A 17,223-nucleotide genomic window follows, 5' to 3' on the forward strand; every position below is an offset into this window, starting at 1 on the left:
TAGGCAAGCCGGTATAAAAGCTTAACAGAGCTAAGTCCGTTATTCTGCAGAACTATTAAAATTTTACAGGATAACGGACTTAGCTTAATTTTTTATGAAATAGCTTTTATGCTATCAGGTAATTTAAATCAACCGGCCAGGTATTTATTGGTTTATTTAGAAGTAAAAACCTTTACCCAATCTACGTAGAGGGTGCCGGTAGCAATTTTAGATGGGTCGAGGTTGGAGAAAAATTCGCCGCCAACGGCCAGATTTAACGTAATTTTTTCTGATTTACCAAACAAGCTGGGAATGTAACCGCCGCTGGTTTTAACTTCTACTACTTTGCCATCCAGGTAAGAAGTAAGTTTATTTTGCTCCCAAACCATTTCGTAAACGTGGTAACAAGTAGTCAGGTCAGCGTCAGCGGTAATATAGCCGGTGGCATTCCGGACTAAATTGTGGTTGGCTGTTTTGCCGTAAAAATAATTTGTTTGGTATTTAGTAGGTTCTTGTCCGCGGGCTTCTACTATGTCAATTTCGCCTTGGGTGGGCCAGGGGTCGCCGTAGCTCCAGAAAGCCGGCCACAAGCCGTAACCACTAACTAATTTTAGCCGCGCCATTAGGCGTACTTTAGGGGTAGTGGCATTAGCCGATACGAGGGTTTTACTTTCTATGCGGCCGGAGGTATAGTTAAAGGTTTTGGGTGTGGCATCATAAGGTGTAGTAGCGCCGGTTACAGTTTCTTTTTTAGCCGTAATAGCCAGCACGCCGTTGGCCAAGGTTAAATTTTGGGGTTGGTAATATTGCAGCTCATTATTAAAAGCGCCGCCCGTCCAAATATTCCATTTAGAAAGGTCCGTATCAAAATTATCTTCAAAAATTAACGTCCAGCCGGAGTTGGTGAGTGTAGTATTGGCTACATCAAAATTGCAAACGGTGGGCGCTATTGCGGGAGGGGTAGTGCCGGGCTTGGCTTCGGCTACCGCGTCCCCAACTGGGGTTGCCTGAATTGCCGGTGAATCTTTTTTGCAGCCGACAGCAGCCAGCAGGCACAACAACAGAAAAGCAGTTTTTCCGGGTAATAAACAAGACATAAGTGGGTAGCTAAAAATTGTAGGATTTAAATATAAATGATATAAATTTTTAATGCAAGTCTGCTGGTTGCATACCGCTTTGTATTTTATACCAGAATGAATTATGGCGTTTAAAACACGAGAAAAGCGGATTTCGCAACTCCTTCGTTCCGAAATAATTTTATTTGTAGTGTGGTAATCAGTTACTTTTAAAATATTTCAGATTCTGCAACATACCCAGGTCTTGTTGTGTCAGGGGAATCTACCTTGTTATCTGGTTCTGTATTAAGCGCAGCGTTAACTTGAACCTAAAATATTTGCTGGTTTTTAACTGTCAGGCTGTCCAAAAATTCCTTTTACCTGTACCCACCAGCGCAAAGCTGACGAAAGGTGCTGTGAAATTTTCTATATTATTCCTTAGCCGGACGGCCACAATGATAACACCTGACACGGCAGAAATATTAAAACGGAAAGGCATTCACGCAGCTACACTTTTTACCATTCATATAATAACGTTCAGTTTTTGATTAATCGGGCTTAGATAATACTATTTTTAGAGGTAAATACTTAAACAGGTAAAGAAAAATACTTAAAATAATTAAATTTTATACAGCTCATTTGGTGAGTAAATTATACATTAAAATATTATAATTATATTAGAACCAATTTTAGCGGATTACAAATGAGAAAATATTTATCGGTTCTGATTATAGTTATAATAATTGGTTTTGCTTTAGGGTGTGAAAAACAAGAAAAAACAATTTATAACAGCACCGTAACTTACGAAGCAACATGCCTGGCTGGTTATGAGGGCAAGGCTGTAACCAAAACAGAAGAAGCAACATCAACCATAAGCCAGCAAGATGCAGAAGAAAAAGCGTTATTAGCTGCCAAAGAGGCCGCCGAAGCAGAATTGGTATGCAACCAAATTGTTGAAGAAAATACTACGGGGGCGGGAACTACTTCGGGTAGCACCACCGGAGGGTCCACATCTGGTACTACTGCGGGCACCACACCTGGTGGTAATAATAATGGCAATAACGGTAATGGTAACGGCAATGGAAATAATGGTAACGGGAATGGAACAACTTCTGGTAGTACTACCGGCGGAACAACATCGGGTACCACATCCGGAACAACCACTGGCGGAACAACCAGTGGTAATAATGGCAATGGTAATAGTGGGAACGGCAATAGCGGTAATAATGGCAATGGAGGTAATGGAAATGGCAATAATGGTAACGGTAATAGCGGGAATGGGAATAATGGTAATAACGGGAAGGGCAAAGGCTAAACATCTGATACTACTGTTGGAACAACAACTGTAAGTGCTTATGCCTCAACTCTGTTTATTATCTGTACTCCTAACCTTCAAAGTTGTAAATTATAACCATTAATTGCTATGGCAGGTGCTACCTCTAACCAAATTAAAAAAGCATAGTATATTAATTGCCCTTCACAACATCCAATCTCAATCTTTAAGCTAACCTTAATTCTTCGGCTATTTCTGCCGTGTCAGGTGTTATCGCCTGATACCAATCCTAACCGGCTGGCGTAATATTCTTAACTGAACTAAGTCTGCCATGATAACCGAACATCCGCAATTCTTCACGGCCACCATTCTGGAATGGAAGCATTTGTTAAAGCCGGATAAGTACAAGGATATTGTGATTGGCAGCCTGAAGTTTCTGGTACAGCACGAGCGTATTTTCTTGTATGGTTTTGTCTTGATGCCCAACCACATTCATGTAATTTGGCAGATGCGGGAGCATGTAAAGAGCGCCGATGTACAAAGAGATTTCCTGAAGTATACTGCCCAGCAAACTAAGTTCGATTTGCAGCAAAACCACCCTGCTGTGCTGGAGCGGTTCCGGGTTAAGGTGAAAGACCGCTCGTACCAGATATGGGAGCATCGGCCTTTGTCCGTTCCGTTGTGGTCAACTAAAGTACTGGAGCAGAAACTAGATTATATCCACCGGAATCCGGTGCAGGAAAAATGGCAGTTGGTGGACTTGCCGGAAAATTACTACTACTCTAGTGCGAGATTTTATTTATTAAATGTTGATGATTGGGGATTTATTACGCATTATGGCGAGTGAGTGTCAGGTGATAACACCTGACACGGCGGGAAAGTAATTTTCTAATTTAATTCTTGTTAAAACTAAAATTAGATGGATTTAAAGAGTGCGTATTTAGAGAATCTAGGAACACCTCCCAACAAGGTTTATAAGTTTTTTACATTAAATGAAAATTTTTATAAAACAATTTCAGGCCATTATTTTTGGTTGTCTAAACCTGCAGATTTTAATGATCCTTTCGATTGTAATCCACACCTTATAACTTTTAAACCTACTAAACAAGCAATAAAGCTTCTGTTTAAATCGCAACCTCTTGAAGGTACTAGGAGGCAAAGACGCAATACATTAAAAGGATATTTTGCACAGCCTGAAAAAATTAAAAAGATTCATGATGAGTTAAAGTTCGAAATGAATAATGTGTGGGGGATTTGTTGTTTTACCAAGACTTATAAAAATATACTGATGTGGTCGCATTATGCAAACAAGCACACTGGAGTTTGTTTGGGTTTTGAACCAGCTTTATCCCCAGATACATTTCTTATTTCTAATGTTAAATACACCAACCATTTTCAACCTATGGACTATGGTTCCCAAAGGCAAGTTGCTTTATTTAATATGTTTATCACAAAATCAGAGGATTGGAAGTATGAAGAAGAAATGAGGCTCGTGGGTCATCAAACTGGGAAATGGCCTTTCCCTAAGAAAGTTTTAAGAGAAGTAATATTTGGCTGCAAAACTTCTAAAGAAGACAAGAAGAAAGTATTAGAATTTTTGAAGGCAAATGGCTATGATAATGTAATTTATAAACAAGCCACAATGCGAGAAGATAGTTTTTTATTAGATTTTAAAGAACTAAACGATATTGATCAAATTAATTAGAATTATGGAAACTGCATACTTCTGCCGTGTCAGGTGTTATCACCTGACACTTAAAATGTTTGCTATTTATTCGTTAATATATTCTTTCCTATAATATCAACCAATCAAAAACTCAAATATTTAAATAAAGCTTTTTATAATACTGAGTTAATAGCTCCGGCAAATTTTCCTGAAAACAAAAAAGCCTTGCAAGTTATTAACTTACAAGGCTTTGTACCCAGAGCCGGGGTCGAACCGGCACATCCGTGAAGATATTGGTGTTTGAGACCAACGCGTCTACCGATTCCGCCATCTGGGCAGGTAGTCACTAATCCGAAAGTACCCAGAGCCGGGGTCGAACCTATTAGATTCTGCGACGCTGTTTTACGTTCGGGATGCAAACTTAGATAAACTTTCCTGAATTCGCAACAAGTATTTTTTCTTTAAATAGTAAGTTTTTATCTGTTGCAGGGCCTCGTCGCGCGTAAATCCCTCCAACATAGGGTATTGGTTCAGGGTAGGTAATATATCGGCATCTAAGGTAGCGGCAATGCCGGTGGCTTCCTGGCTTACTTTGTTAAAAGCAGCTTCGTCGTAGTCAAACTCCAGTTCCATGAGTTCTTCGTTCAGCTCCATCATTTCCATCAGGAAGTCGGAGGGAAGTTCGTTGTTTTTGCCTTCTTCCAACAGGCCGTGCTGCTCCAGCAAATATTTCATGCGCGCATCGGGGTTGCTCAGGGTGCGGTAAGCGTTGGTATTCAGCGTCGAGAGAGCCAATATTTCGCTTTGCTTTTCAGAAGTTTCGTTCGCGTGAAAGTCCGGGTGAAACTGCCGGCTCAGCTCGTAATATTTTTGTTTAATCAGTTTTTCGTCGGGCAAAAAGCTTTCCGGTATGCCGTAAAACTCGAAATAATTTTGCATGTTTTAGTCTTTAGTAATTAGCTGTTAGCTTCTGTAATGATTAAAACCGATAGTACGCAGAAGTTGGTAATATAAGTTTAAACCTAGTAACAGAAATTCATTTCTGTCATTCAGGAGGAACCTATTTAGCAGGCAGCCAAAAAGTTTGCTCCTGAATGACAGATGTGGTTTTTTAGCCTGAAAAACAAAATGTATGTAAATATAGCACGCCAGCAGTAACAACCAACAACTAACAACCAGCAACCAAATATTATTCGGCCGGGTAAAAGTTTATGTCTACGCGCGAATCGTAATGCAGGCCGAGCAATTCGGAGGCATTGCCTTTGTTGATGCCGATGGCCAAACGGCCGGCGCTGGTTAAAACGCATACGCAATCGCCTTCGTCTACGGTGTTGTAATTGGGGCTGATACGGTCTACGGTTTCGCGGCCAAACGTAATGGTAAGCTGGCGATCGTGGCCAATGGCATCAATGCTGTCCTGGGTAATATCGGTTATCAGGTTGCCATAGTGGTCTACGTGAATTACGTGGCCGGTAATGCTGTGGTCGCTGAGGCGGAGCTGCCGGTTTAAAAGTTCGCGCATGCCGCTGGTTTCCTGCCCCAACTCCCGAATATCGCCGCCCTGGGCCAGAAAAGCGGCTGCCGGGCCCAGCACGTCTTTGGCCGGGTGCGACAATACGCCGTTTACTTCCAACTCTACTACCAGGTCGGGCTGCGAATCAGTCAGTAATGACAAAATGCCATTATCGGCCGCGACAAAATAATGGTTTTTGTACTTAATGGCCTGGTACCGCCCGTCAACGCTGCCCTGCGAATCTACGGCTACCAGGTGCACCGTTCCTTCGGGTAAATCCTGGAAAACAGATTGTAGTACGTAGGTGCCGTGGGCAATATTAAAAGGCTCTATTTGGTGCGAAATGTCCAGAATTTGGGCGTGGGGGCTAATTTTAAGAATACTCGCCTTCACCGCTGCCACGTAGTGATCAGTATATCCAAAATCAGATAAAAACGTAATCAGAGGCATAAAGACGAATTAAATTTGCACAATATTTGTTAATTGCAAAAGTAGGAATATTTTAGAAGAATTAAATTCATTCATAAAGCTAACCACCTGAACTAATTTGGTAGAAAAAGTTATAACCCTGGAAAATATATCCCTGATAGACTTTCTGGGAATTGAGAATCAGAATATTAAGCAACTCGCCGCTGCTTTTCCGAGCAGCAAGATTATTTCGCGGGGCAACGAAATAAAAATTCAAGGCAAGACCCCCGAAATAACCAAGATTAACGAGATTCTTTCTTCGCTCATCGAGCATTATCATAAATTTGGCAAAATAACCCACACCAACGTGGATAAATATATATCGCCGGATCTGGATGCCCCAGACGAAATTCCGCATCCTACGGCACAGGATGTTTTGTTGTACGGCAGCAAAGGCGGTGTAATTAAGGCCAAAAGCCCGAACCAGCAGCGCCTGGTAGATGCTGTAGATAAAAACGATCTGGTGTTTGCACTAGGGCCGGCCGGTACGGGTAAAACTTATATTTCGGTGGCGTTGGCGGTGCGCGCGTTAAAAAACAAAGAGGTTAAGAAAATTATTATTTCGCGCCCCGTGGTAGAAGCCGGTGAAAACCTGGGCTTTTTGCCCGGCGACATGAAAGATAAAGTTGACCCGTATTTGCGCCCGATTTACGATGCCCTGGAAGACATGATTCCGGTAGAAAAGCTGAAATATTATTACGAAAACAAAATAATAGAAATAGCACCGCTGGCGTATATGCGCGGCCGTACTTTGAACAATGCGTTTGTGTTGCTCGATGAAGCCCAGAATACCACCCCAATGCAGATTAAGATGTTTCTGACCCGCATGGGCCCGAACTCGAAAGTAATGATAAACGGCGACCGCTCGCAGATAGATTTACCAACGAAGCAAAAATCGGGTTTAATAGAAGCCATACACATTCTGCGCGATGTAAAAGGCATTGTAATGGTAGAACTGAAGCCGGAAGATGTGGTGCGCCACCGTTTAGTACGCGAAATTATTGAAGCTTACACCAAAGCCGAAGAAAGTGCCCTGAGCAGCAATGGGAACCAGCGGGAAAAAGATTATCGTCCCCGCAACAGTTACCGCACCGCCGAGAGCGCCAATACCGGCGAATAAATTTTAATATTATTTAACCTGTCATTCCGGTCCGGAATTATTTTGCCTTCAGCAGAATATTCCCGGACCGGAATGTTTTTTTATGTAAATAGTACCAGCCAATATTTATAGTGTCAGGCAATATTTAAGAGTGTTGAGCAACTACTTAACTATTAAAAAAAAAAGAGGTTTAAGCAATCCACATTTGTTATTCAGAAGGAAAATTGTTCGCTACTTGCTAAATAGTTTCCTACTGAATGACAAATGTGGGAGGGGAGATCTCTATGCGAGAGGAAAGAACGCTAAATCAAACACTTTTATTCCTTGTGTACGCCAGTAAATATTAATACAGAATAGCAACAGCTACGAAGCAAACTACATCAGTTTGGGCAATGAGGGCCTTTCAGGTTTCCGGTGCGCAGCATTCCGACGGAGGAGGAAAGGAAAGATGAGCAGCCCGAATGACCAAACGGGGCCTCGCGGCCTTGAGCAAACTTAGGCTCATAAATACTGTAAGCACTTAAACATTGAAAGATGTAATCTTTCAAAAGATAAAACCTTTCAAAAATTAAAAATATTTCAAAAGACAAAACCTAAATCACTATTTCACAAAAGAAAATATTTTACGTACTCCAATCTTAAACAATTATTCAAACCAAGTGCAAAACTTAATCCTGGTAAGTAAAATAGAAGATATCCGCGACTTAGACGCTGCCTTTACCATTCGCGAAAAAGTTTTTGTAGAAGAACAAGGCGTGCCCACCGCAGACGAATACGACCAATACGAAAAAACAGCGCACCATTATTTAGCTACCAGCAATGGCGTACCCTGCGGCGCGGCGCGTTGGCGTCAAACCGAGAAAGGCATAAAACTGGAGCGATTTGCCGTATTGCCCGAATACCGGAACCAGGAAGTAGGTAGCCACTTGCTGCATAAAATTTTGCAAGATGTAAAAGCCGCACACCCTGATAAAGAAATATACCTGCACGCCCAATTGCCGGCTGTTTCGTTTTATGCCCGCCAGGGTTTCGAAACCGTTGGGGACTTATTTACCGAATGCGACATTGACCATTTTAAAATGATTTTGCGTGATTAGGTGGGGACCTTATCCTTTCTTACGCATTATTTTTTTCTTTAGCGCCGGCATCGTTATTTACCTGCAGGCCGATAAATATTCTTTTGCCACTAGTTTACTAGCCGGGCTTTTACTTTTTATTTATGTACTACTTTATTTCCTCTCCCGGCAAAAAAAATCAACCAACCTGAATAATCTGGTGGGTATTACGGGCATGTTGTTGCTTGTTACGGCGGGTTATGTGTTTACCCATGTTTTCACTTTTCGGCATCAGCCGGTAAATTTAAACCACCCGCCCGGCACCATCAGCCATTATGTGGGCGTGGTAGATGATTATATTACCCAAAAACCTGCCTCGGTTAGTTCTACCATTTTAGTAAAAGCTGTAAAACGGGCAGGGAACTGGCAACCGGCGGCGGGTAAAGTACGACTTACCATAAAGCGGGAGCAAGCAAATATTCCTTTAAGCTATGGCGCCGTATTGCTGATAAAAGGCCAGCCCGAACCTGTAAAACCACCCCTGAACCCCGCCCAATTCGATTACCGCCAATATTTAGCCAACAACCAGGTTTATTTCCAGTATTATTTATCAGGACCTTATTTCATGCAGATAGGTTACGAACCCGGTAATATTTTAATGGCCTGGAGCATTGCTGTCCGGAATAATATGGATGCGCGGTTGCGAGCCGCTATGCCTTCGGACCGCGAATACGGCGTAGCGGCGGCCCTGCTGCTGGGTATAAAAGATTATTTGCCCGAAGATATTAAAGCGGCTTATTCCCAGTCGGGTACCATGCACGTGTTGGCAGTTTCGGGTTTGCACGTTGGGGTAATATTTTATATTCTTAATTTTTTTCTGGGCCGCTGGAGCCGGCAACGTGGCTTTAAATGGTTCCGGTTTTTGGTGTTGCTGGGTATATTTGGCATGTACGCTTTTGTTACGGCTTTGTCGGCGTCGGTGCTGCGGGCGGTGGGCATGTTTTTATTGCTGGTAGCCGCCGAAACTTTCCGGCGACAAACCAATATTTACAACACGCTGGCGGCAGCCGCTTTTTTTCTGCTGCTCTACAACCCTTACTTTTTAGTCGATGTGGGTTTTCAGTTGTCGTTTCTGGCGGTGCTGGGTATTTTGTATTTCAGCCCGATACTGGAAAAACCGTTGGCTCCCGAAACTTACGTGGCCCGCTTTGTCTGGAAAATGCTTTGTGCTTCGGTGGCGGCCCAATTGACTACGTTGCCGCTCACGCTTTATTATTTTCACCAGTTCCCGGTTTATTTTCTGGCAGCAAACTTAGTAGCAATTACCCTTTCGAGTGTAGCCCTGGTGGTGGGTTTGGGTTTGCTGGCGCTTTCTTGGCTCCCTTTGGTGCCTATTTATTTGGGTAAAGCTTTGTCCTGGCTGCTCTGGCTGATGCACGAAAGTAATTCCTGGTTGTTGCAAGCGCCCTTTCCGGTAATAAATAATATTAATTTAACTACGGTACAAACGTGGCTGCTGTATTTATTGCTGGTTTTCCTGATTTTGTTTTTCGCCCGGAAACGTTTGGTCTATTTTGCTTTTTTCAGCGGCTTGCTGGTAGTTTTCTCCGGGTTAAAAATAATGGCGGCCGGTAAGCGCCAAAATAACCAATTGCTGGCAGTATACCAGGTGCCAAAAGCTACGGCCCTGGCTTTTATTTCCGGTGAACAAGGGCAATTGTTAGCCGACAGTACTTTCTATGCTAATCCTAAAAACCACCAATATATTATTCAGCCGCATTGGCAGGAACTGGGCATTACCAAGCAGCACACCAATACGCTCGGGAATAATTTACCTGGTTCTATTGCAACAATGCTGCTGCCCGATGGTAACCAGTTGCTGCAGTGGCAAGGTCTTAAAATATTGCGTTGTATTAAATCGCCGCGAGCTTTACTGGTGCAACAAGTTAAACCTGATTTTATAATATTGTCGCATCGGCCTTACCTGAACCTGGATGAACTAACACCTGTATTAAAAGGCACTGCTGTAATATTAGATGGCACGAACAGCCTGCGTTACCAGGAACAAATAGAACAGTTGTTAACCAAAGCCGGTGTTATTTGTTATAATGTAAATAAACGCGGCGCCCTGTTACAACCGGTACCGCTGAAATACTAAAATCAGGAATAATGGATTACGTACAGTACCGAACCGCCGAACGCATTGCTTACATTACTTTAAACCGGCCCGAAAAACGGAATGCCTTAAACTTTGAAGTAGTGCGCCAACTCAAGCATGCTTTTGACTTTGCCGAAAACGACGAAGCCTGTAAAGTAATTGTACTGCAGGCTACCGGCGAGGTGTTTTGTGCCGGCGTAGATTTAGCGTACATGCAAACCCTGGCCCAAAACACCTTCGACGAAAATTTGTACGATTCTTCGCACCTAATGCAATTGTTCCGGCAGATTTATACGCTTAAAAAAGTGGTTATTGCCAAAGTACACGGGCACGCCATAGCCGGAGGTTGTGGCCTGGCTTCTATTTGCGATTTGGTATTTTCGGTGCCAGAGGCCCGGTTTGGGTATACCGAGGTAAAAATAGGTTTTGTGCCGGCCATTGTAAGTGTTTTTCTGCTGCGCAAAATAGGCGAAGCCTGCACCAAACAATTATTATTAACCGGCGATTTGGTGTCGGCGGCCAAAGCCCAGGAAATTGGGTTAATTAATTACATAATACCAGCCCCCGACCTAAACCAGGCTGTAGACGACTTTGCCCGGAAACTTTGCCAGGAGAATTCGGCCCAGAGCATGGAAATGATAAAAGAAATGCTGTACCGGTTGCCCGATATGAAGCTGAACCGCAGCCTGGATTATGCCGCCGAGATGAATGCCCTGGCGCGCGGTACCGCCGATTGCCAGCGCGGCATGGCCGCCTTTTTACAAAAAGAAAAATTCTGGTGGTAGCATAGATTAAATTAAAATTAAATTAATATTAAAAACATATTAAATACTTAATGGTTGTATAAATATGCTTGCCAATATTTGCATTGTAGTTTTTACATTTTTGCTCATGGAGGGGGTGGCTTGGTTTACCCATAAATATATATTGCACGGTTTTCTGTGGTTTTTGCACCGGTCGCACCACGTGCGGCACAACCATGCGTTTGAGCGGAACGATTTATTTTTTTTATACTACGGCGTGCTGGCAATGCTTTTTTTTATTTACGGCAGCGAAAACATGGATTACCGCTTCTGGATTGGTACCGGTATTAGTTTGTATGGTTTAACTTATTTTCTGGTGCACGATATTTTTATTCACCGGCGGATTAAAATATTTAAAAATTCATCTAATACTTATTTAAGAGCGCTTAACATTGGCCACAAAGTACACCATAAAACTTCCGGGCGCGATGGCTCCGAGGTTTTTGGGATGTTATGGGTACCGGCAAAATATTTTGCACTAGCCCGCAAAAAGAAAACTAAGATTAAATAAAGAGCAGTGGCGCAATATTCGATTAGAGACCTGGAACATTTGTCTGGCATTAAGGCGCATACGCTCCGTATTTGGGAGCAGCGGTACAATATTTTGCAGCCTAAACGCACCGAAACCAATATCCGGTTCTACGACGATACCGACTTAAAACATATTCTGAATATTTCTTTCCTGAACGAACAAGGCTATAAAATTTCCAAAATAGCCAAAATGTCGGAGCAGGAGCTGGTAAACGAAGTGCTGGTGCTAACCCAGGCCAATGTGGCATTTCCGCAGCAGTTAAATGCTTTGTTGCTGGCCATGATAGAAATGGACGAGCAGAAATTTGACAAACTGCTGACCACTGCTATTCTGCAAAAAGGTCTGGAAAAAACCATGCTTGAGGTTATTTGCCCTTTTCTGGTAAAAACCGGGTTGTTGTGGCAAACGGGTAGCATTAATCCTTCCCACGAACATTTTATAAGTAATCTTATCCGTCAGAAATTATTTGTGGCGATTGACGGACAGGTAATTCCGGACCAGCAAGCGGCGCAGCGTTTTTTATTATACCTGCCCGAAGGCGAGCTGCACGAAATAGGCTTGTTGTTTAGTAATTATGTTATTCGCAACCGGGGCAATCATGTAATGTACCTGGGGCAGAATTTACCTTTCACCGACCTGGAAACCTGCGTACATTATTACAAACCACACTTTATATGCACCGCTTTTACCTATATGCCCGAACGCGACAAGGTACAGGAATATATAAATAACTTATCGGCCTTAGCTGATGAAATTATTGTATACCTGGCCGGAAGCCAGGTACAGTTCGGGCACATAAATTTCCCGTCTAATATTATTAAAATTTCTTCTTTACCAGAATTTATCGGGCATATTCAGGACGTTTCTAAGTAAGTTGCCGTTGGCAGATGGTTTAAGCACCTAACGCAATATTTTAGAGCGGTTGGTTATTGGCACATTTCTTCACTGGCTTTCGTAAATATTCTTTCGTAAGTAGCTAGCCTCAGCTATTGCCGTAATAAATTATATGCTAAAAATTAGCGGCAACTACCTTTAAGGTTTTGTACCTGTTCTACTTCTTCTAACTCTTTACTAATAATTTTTTCTGGTTCTGCTACCTGTTGTCTGGTACCAGCGTTAAGTAGTATAAATAATTTATTTGCTTAAAATTCAATAATTTACAGTTAAACATGCGTATAAACCCGTATGTAAATTCTTAGTAGCACGTGCTTAAAGCCACTTAAATAATAATCTGTTTAATTATTTAAAAATAAAGTTAAACAATAAGAAACTTATTCAGTTTATTTTAGTATAATTGTTTAACTATTGGCTATTAACCATAAACAGGATGACTGCAATTGAATTCACCAACCAGGTGCAAACCCTATCTTACTCCTTAAAGCCCGTTGCTCTTAATCTCACCCGCGATCTGGACGATGCCAAAGACCTCATCCAGGAAACACTGATGAAAGCCTTGTTGAATAAAGAGAAGTTTAAAGCCGGTACCAATTTAAAAGCCTGGCTTTATACTATTATGCGCAACTCTTTTATTAATAATTATAATAAAATTACCAAGCGCAGCACTACGCTCGATAACACCGATCAGATTACTTTTCTGAACACCGACGACCGGTTTGTGGCCCAGAACAGTGCTACCGGTAGCTTTGCCATGAACGATATAAACAAAGCCATTGAATATTTGAGCGAAGAATACCGGACGCCTTTTATGATGTATTACACGGGCTTTAAATACCTGGAGATTGCCGATAAATTGCAAATTCCGATTGGTACCGTAAAAAACCGTATACATATCGCCCGGAAAGAATTAAAAGAAATGCTGCGGGTGTATAATCCGGCGGTTTAAGGCTACTTTAGCCAAGTTTATATTTACCTGATTAACCTTTAGTGGGTAAGGTTGCGTAATCCGGTGTTCTTAAGATAAGATTTTTTATATGGCAGTGCAGAAAAAAGTAGTTGTAATTGGGGCCGGCTTCTCCGGCATGGCTGCAGCTACCAGTTTGGCACAACAAGGGTTTCGGGTTACGCTCCTCGAAAAGCACGATCGGCCGGGTGGCCGGGCGCGTTCTTTTACCGCCCAGGGTTTTACTTTCGATATGGGCCCAAGCTGGTATTGGATGCCCGATGTGTTTGAAAAATATTTCAATAAATTCAACAAAACTACCGCCGACTTTTACGCTCTCCAACGCCTGGACCCTTCCTACACCATTATTTTTGGGGAAGATGATTTTATGCCCATTCCGGCACAACTAACCCAGGTTTATAGTTTGTTCGAATCGCTGGAGCCCGGCAGCAGCCAACGGTTAAAAACTTTTCTGGACCAGGCTGCCTATAAATACGAGGTGGGCATTAATAAACTGGTATACAAGCCTGGCCGCTCCGTAACCGAATTCCTGGACTGGCAACTGCTGCTGGATGTTTTCCGGTTAGATGTTTTTCAATCGATGCACCAGCACGTGCGGAAATATTTCCGGCACGAAAAAATAATTAAGCTAATGGAGTTTCCGGTTTTGTTTCTGGGCGCATTGCCCCAAAACACGCCGGCCCTGTATAGCTTAATGAACTACGCCGATATTGCCCTGGGTACCTGGTACCCCAGAGGAGGCATGTACAAAATAGTAGAAGGCATGGAAGCGCTGGCTAAAGAACAAGGTGTTGATTTTTGCTATAACCAGGAAGTTACCTCTTTTAACTCTGAAGGCGGAAATATTAACCAGGTAATTACGGCCACCAACACTTTCGATACCGATATTGTGGTAGCCGGAGCCGATTATCATCACGTAGAAGAAAAGTTGCTGTTGCCGGCGCAGCGCAGTTATTCCGAAGCTTACTGGCAAAAGCGGGTGATGGCGCCTTCGTCGTTAATATTTTATTTGGGCATTAACAAACGCCTGGAAAATTTGCAGCACCACAACCTGTTTTTCGACGAAGATTTTGAGCCGCATGCCCGCGAAATATACGAGAACCCAAAGTGGCCTACCAACCCGTTATTTTACGTATCGGCGCCGTCGCAAACCGACCCCACGGTAGCGCCCGCCGGTTGCGAAAATTTATTTGTTTTAATTCCGGTAGCCCCCGATTTAGAAGATAACGAAACTACCCGCGAAAAATATTACGATTTGGTAATGCAGCGGCTGGAAAGGTTAACCAAGCAATCTATTCGGGAACATGTAATATTTAAACGCAGCTACGCGCACCAGGATTTTATCAGCGATTATCATGCTTTTAAAGGTAATGCTTACGGCTTGGCCAATACGCTAATGCAAACAGCTATTTTAAAGCCGGCGTTGCACAGCAAAAAGGTGAAAAACTTATATTATACGGGTCAGTTAACCGTGCCGGGGCCCGGGGTGCCGCCTTCGCTTATTTCGGGGCAGGTAGTAGCCCACGAAATTGGTTTGGCTTATTCTTAGGGCAGGGGTTAAGCTGTTTGGGTTAATAAATTCCCAAACCATTTAACTAAATAGCAGTTACTAGGTTTTAGGGTAGGCGTGTAAGCGGGCAGGGTAATATTTTAAATTTAATTAGTGTACTTAAATAATATTGGCCCATGATGGCGTTATTTGACGAGACGAGCTACAAATGCAGTAAGCTGATAACCCAGCAATACAGCACTTCTTTTACGTTGGGCATTAAAACCCTCGATAAAAAATTTCATTACCCCATTTACGGTATTTATGGTTTTGTGCGGTTCGCCGACGAAATTGTAGATACCTTTCATGCGCATAACAAAGCCGAACTGCTGGATGATTTTGAAGCCTGCACCTACGAGGCTATCCAAAAGCGAATCAGCCTGAATCCGGTACTGCATTCTTTCCAGGCGGTGGTACACGCGTATAATATCGACCTTTCTTATATTGATGCTTTTCTGAAGAGTATGCGCATGGATTTGCTGGACCAGCGCTACGACAAAGATTTATACGATGAATATATTTACGGCTCGGCCGAAGTAGTAGGTTTAATGTGTTTGCGGGTATTCTGCGAAGGCGACGAAGCTTTGTTCGATAAGTTAAAAGAACCGGCCCGCAGCCTGGGTGCCGCTTTCCAGAAAGTAAATTTTTTGCGCGACATGAAGAGCGATTACAAAGAACGGGGACGGGTATACTTTCCTAAAATAGATTTTGCTTCGTTCGATAACGATTGTAAAGCGGCCATTGAACAAGATATTCGCCACGATTTTGACGAAGCTTACAAAGGTATTTTGCAACTGCCTAAGTCGGCGCGCATGGGCGTTTACTTAGCTTATATTTATTATTTAAAGCTTTTTCGGAAAATTCAGCACCTGCCGGCAGCCCGAATTCTGTCGGAACGCGTAAGAGTACCCGATAACACCAAGCTGGCGTTATTGGTAGGTTCTTACCTGCGTTACCGTTTCAACACCATATAAATTTATCGTGCATTTATTACTACTTACGCTCAGCTTAACCTTTATCAGTTTTTTTTTACAAACCGAATATACGTACCGGGTACAGGATTTGCGCAAACTTTACGAGAAAGGAACCAAAGACAAAGCTACTTGCGAGAAGCTGGCCCATCACCTAAAGCAATATAAAGGCCAGGACCCAGTAGTGCTGGGTTTCGAGGCCGGCGTGCAGGGCATGATGGCCAAACACGCCTGGAGCCCTTATGCTAAAATTAAACACTTGCGTACTTCGGCCCAAATATTTGAAGAAGTTATAAACAAACATCCGCAGGTTGCCGAGGTGCGGTTTCTGCGATATTCGCTGGAGTTTTTTATACCGCGCTACTTAAACATGAGCGAACACCTGGACGAAGACAAGAAAATATTTCTGGATCAACTTTTCCGCTACCCCAACTCCAGTATAGATGCCGATGTTTACCGCAGCATCCGGGGATTTTTGTTGAAGCACCCCGACCAACTGACGGAACAGGAGAAAAAACAGCTCTATAACCTAAAAGCCTGATGTATATTTATTTGTACTTAAACTTATTTACCATTTTTTTCCCGTTGGTCTTGTCTTTCGATAAGCGGGTAGCCTTTTACAAAAATTGGCCTCACCTGTTTCCAGCCATAACCATAAACGCGCTGATATTTATTATCTGGGATATTTATTTTACCCACCTGGGCGTGTGGGACTTTAACCCTGAATATTTACTGGGCATTTATTTCTTTGGACTGCCCCTGGAAGAAATATTGTTTTTTATTACGGTGCCTTACGCCTGCGTATTTATTTACGAGTGCCTGAATGCCTATATTCCCAAAGATTTCTTTCGACCTTATGCCACCGGATTATCCGTTGCGTTGGTTTTAATGTTAATTCCTCTGGGTTTATTTTTTCTGCCGCGGCTGTATACTTCTATTACTTTTTTGGGCTTAAGTATAATGCAATTACTGCACTACCGGCTTTTAAAAAACCAGGTTTTAGGTAGATTTTACGTAGCATATTTCGTACATTTAATACCGTTCCTGCTGGTAAACGGGGTATTAACCGCGTTGCCGGTGGTGCTTTATAACAATAATTATAACCTGGGCGTGCGCCTCACAACCATCCCCATCGAAGACACCATGTATTCGATGCTAATGCTTTTAATTACCATTTCGATATACGAGTGGCTGCGGCGCCGGAAGGCTAAACAAAATAATGCTTTAGTGGTTTAAAAAAT

The 17,223-nt window shown here is 42.7% G+C and carries 17 protein-coding genes and 1 tRNA gene; 14 read left to right on the plus strand and 4 right to left on the minus strand.

Going from position 1 to position 17,223, the window contains the following annotated elements:
* Window positions 1-152: 152 nt before the first annotated feature.
* Window positions 153-1,076, minus strand: a complete 924-nt coding sequence (locus F0145_RS01605; protein WP_150086312.1) for a glycoside hydrolase family 16 protein — start codon at window positions 1,074-1,076, stop codon at window positions 153-155.
* Window positions 1,077-1,737: 661 nt separating this feature from the next.
* Here F0145_RS01605 and F0145_RS01610 point away from each other — a divergent pair.
* From F0145_RS01610 to F0145_RS01620, 3 genes are all read left to right on the plus strand, one after another.
* Window positions 1,738-2,349, plus strand: coding sequence for a hypothetical protein (locus F0145_RS01610; protein ID WP_150086313.1), 612 nt, complete (start codon window positions 1,738-1,740; stop codon window positions 2,347-2,349).
* Window positions 2,350-2,638: 289 nt separating this feature from the next.
* The gene (locus F0145_RS01615; RefSeq protein WP_150086314.1) at window positions 2,639-3,154 is read left to right on the plus strand and encodes a transposase; all 516 of its coding nucleotides are present in this window, start codon (window positions 2,639-2,641) and stop codon (window positions 3,152-3,154) included.
* 72 nt (window positions 3,155-3,226) lie between these two features.
* Window positions 3,227-4,012 carry a DUF2971 domain-containing protein gene (locus F0145_RS01620; RefSeq protein ID WP_150086315.1) on the plus strand — a complete coding sequence of 262 codons (786 nt, stop codon included), beginning with the start codon at window positions 3,227-3,229 and terminating at the stop codon, window positions 4,010-4,012.
* A gap of 214 nt (window positions 4,013-4,226) precedes the next feature.
* Here F0145_RS01620 and F0145_RS01625 read toward each other — a convergent pair.
* The 3 genes from F0145_RS01625 to F0145_RS01635 all read right to left on the minus strand — a co-directional run bounded on the left by F0145_RS01625 (window position 4,227) and on the right by F0145_RS01635 (window position 5,936).
* A tRNA-Leu gene (locus F0145_RS01625) sits at window positions 4,227-4,310 on the minus strand.
* A 65-nt stretch (window positions 4,311-4,375) separates the two neighbouring features.
* Complete coding sequence (locus F0145_RS01630; RefSeq protein WP_150086316.1) at window positions 4,376-4,912, minus strand: iron-sulfur cluster co-chaperone HscB C-terminal domain-containing protein; 537 nt, start codon at window positions 4,910-4,912, stop codon at window positions 4,376-4,378.
* 250 nt (window positions 4,913-5,162) lie between these two features.
* Window positions 5,163-5,936: an SAM hydrolase/SAM-dependent halogenase family protein gene (locus tag F0145_RS01635; protein WP_150086317.1), complete on the minus strand. Its 774-nt coding sequence runs from the start codon at window positions 5,934-5,936 to the stop codon at window positions 5,163-5,165.
* Window positions 5,937-6,033: 97 nt separating this feature from the next.
* Between F0145_RS01635 and F0145_RS01640 the strand changes: the two genes are divergently transcribed.
* From F0145_RS01640 to F0145_RS01690, 11 genes are all read left to right on the plus strand, one after another.
* Window positions 6,034-7,074, plus strand: a complete 1,041-nt coding sequence (locus F0145_RS01640; RefSeq protein WP_150086318.1) for a PhoH family protein — start codon at window positions 6,034-6,036, stop codon at window positions 7,072-7,074.
* A 638-nt stretch (window positions 7,075-7,712) separates the two neighbouring features.
* Entirely contained in the window at window positions 7,713-8,150 is a 438-nt protein-coding gene (locus F0145_RS01645; protein ID WP_223815762.1) for a GNAT family N-acetyltransferase, read from the plus strand.
* Window positions 8,143-10,266: a ComEC/Rec2 family competence protein gene (locus F0145_RS01650; RefSeq protein ID WP_150086319.1), complete on the plus strand. Its 2,124-nt coding sequence runs from the start codon at window positions 8,143-8,145 to the stop codon at window positions 10,264-10,266. The genes F0145_RS01645 and F0145_RS01650 overlap by 8 nt, the downstream gene beginning before the upstream one ends.
* 11 nt (window positions 10,267-10,277) lie before the next feature.
* The gene (locus tag F0145_RS01655) at window positions 10,278-11,051 is read left to right on the plus strand and encodes an enoyl-CoA hydratase/isomerase family protein (RefSeq protein WP_150086320.1); all 774 of its coding nucleotides are present in this window, start codon (window positions 10,278-10,280) and stop codon (window positions 11,049-11,051) included.
* 64 nt (window positions 11,052-11,115) lie between these two features.
* Entirely contained in the window at window positions 11,116-11,580 is a 465-nt protein-coding gene (locus tag F0145_RS01660) for a sterol desaturase family protein (protein ID WP_150086321.1), read from the plus strand.
* Between the two features lie 6 nt (window positions 11,581-11,586).
* Window positions 11,587-12,474 carry a MerR family transcriptional regulator gene (locus F0145_RS01665; RefSeq protein WP_150086322.1) on the plus strand — a complete coding sequence of 296 codons (888 nt, stop codon included), beginning with the start codon at window positions 11,587-11,589 and terminating at the stop codon, window positions 12,472-12,474.
* Between the two features lie 454 nt (window positions 12,475-12,928).
* Window positions 12,929-13,444, plus strand: a complete 516-nt coding sequence (locus F0145_RS01670) for an RNA polymerase sigma factor (RefSeq protein WP_150086323.1) — start codon at window positions 12,929-12,931, stop codon at window positions 13,442-13,444.
* A gap of 88 nt (window positions 13,445-13,532) precedes the next feature.
* The gene (locus tag F0145_RS01675; RefSeq protein ID WP_223815763.1) at window positions 13,533-15,011 is read left to right on the plus strand and encodes a phytoene desaturase family protein; all 1,479 of its coding nucleotides are present in this window, start codon (window positions 13,533-13,535) and stop codon (window positions 15,009-15,011) included.
* Window positions 15,012-15,148: 137 nt separating this feature from the next.
* Window positions 15,149-15,985 (plus strand): phytoene/squalene synthase family protein, encoded by an 837-nt coding sequence (locus F0145_RS01680; RefSeq protein ID WP_150086324.1) that lies wholly within the window; start codon window positions 15,149-15,151, stop codon window positions 15,983-15,985.
* Between the two features lie 7 nt (window positions 15,986-15,992).
* Window positions 15,993-16,523, plus strand: a complete 531-nt coding sequence (locus F0145_RS01685) for a hypothetical protein (RefSeq protein ID WP_150086325.1) — start codon at window positions 15,993-15,995, stop codon at window positions 16,521-16,523.
* Entirely contained in the window at window positions 16,523-17,218 is a 696-nt protein-coding gene (locus F0145_RS01690) for a lycopene cyclase domain-containing protein (RefSeq protein WP_150086326.1), read from the plus strand. The genes F0145_RS01685 and F0145_RS01690 overlap by 1 nt, the downstream gene beginning before the upstream one ends.
* Window positions 17,219-17,223: the final 5 nt, after the last annotated feature.

Origin of the sequence: Adhaeribacter rhizoryzae (genome assembly GCF_008629685.1) — a bacterium.
In the GTDB taxonomy this organism is placed as follows: Bacteria; Bacteroidota; Bacteroidia; order Cytophagales; family Hymenobacteraceae; genus Adhaeribacter; species Adhaeribacter rhizoryzae.

Coding starts and splice junctions, on each gene's coding strand:
- F0145_RS01610 (WP_150086313.1), top strand. CDS start 1,738: ATGAGAAAATATTTATCGGTTCTGATTATAGTTATAATAATTGGTTTT.
- F0145_RS01605 (WP_150086312.1), bottom strand. CDS start 1,076: ATGTCTTGTTTATTACCCGGAAAAACTGCTTTTCTGTTGTTGTGCCTG.
- F0145_RS01690 (WP_150086326.1), top strand. CDS start 16,523: ATGTATATTTATTTGTACTTAAACTTATTTACCATTTTTTTCCCGTTG.
- F0145_RS01670 (WP_150086323.1), top strand. CDS start 12,929: ATGACTGCAATTGAATTCACCAACCAGGTGCAAACCCTATCTTACTCC.
- F0145_RS01655 (WP_150086320.1), top strand. CDS start 10,278: ATGGATTACGTACAGTACCGAACCGCCGAACGCATTGCTTACATTACT.
- F0145_RS01675 (WP_223815763.1), top strand. CDS start 13,533: ATGGCAGTGCAGAAAAAAGTAGTTGTAATTGGGGCCGGCTTCTCCGGC.
- F0145_RS01615 (WP_150086314.1), top strand. CDS start 2,639: ATGATAACCGAACATCCGCAATTCTTCACGGCCACCATTCTGGAATGG.
- F0145_RS01660 (WP_150086321.1), top strand. CDS start 11,116: ATGCTTGCCAATATTTGCATTGTAGTTTTTACATTTTTGCTCATGGAG.
- F0145_RS01620 (WP_150086315.1), top strand. CDS start 3,227: ATGGATTTAAAGAGTGCGTATTTAGAGAATCTAGGAACACCTCCCAAC.
- F0145_RS01630 (WP_150086316.1), bottom strand. CDS start 4,912: ATGCAAAATTATTTCGAGTTTTACGGCATACCGGAAAGCTTTTTGCCC.
- F0145_RS01635 (WP_150086317.1), bottom strand. CDS start 5,936: ATGCCTCTGATTACGTTTTTATCTGATTTTGGATATACTGATCACTAC.
- F0145_RS01680 (WP_150086324.1), top strand. CDS start 15,149: ATGATGGCGTTATTTGACGAGACGAGCTACAAATGCAGTAAGCTGATA.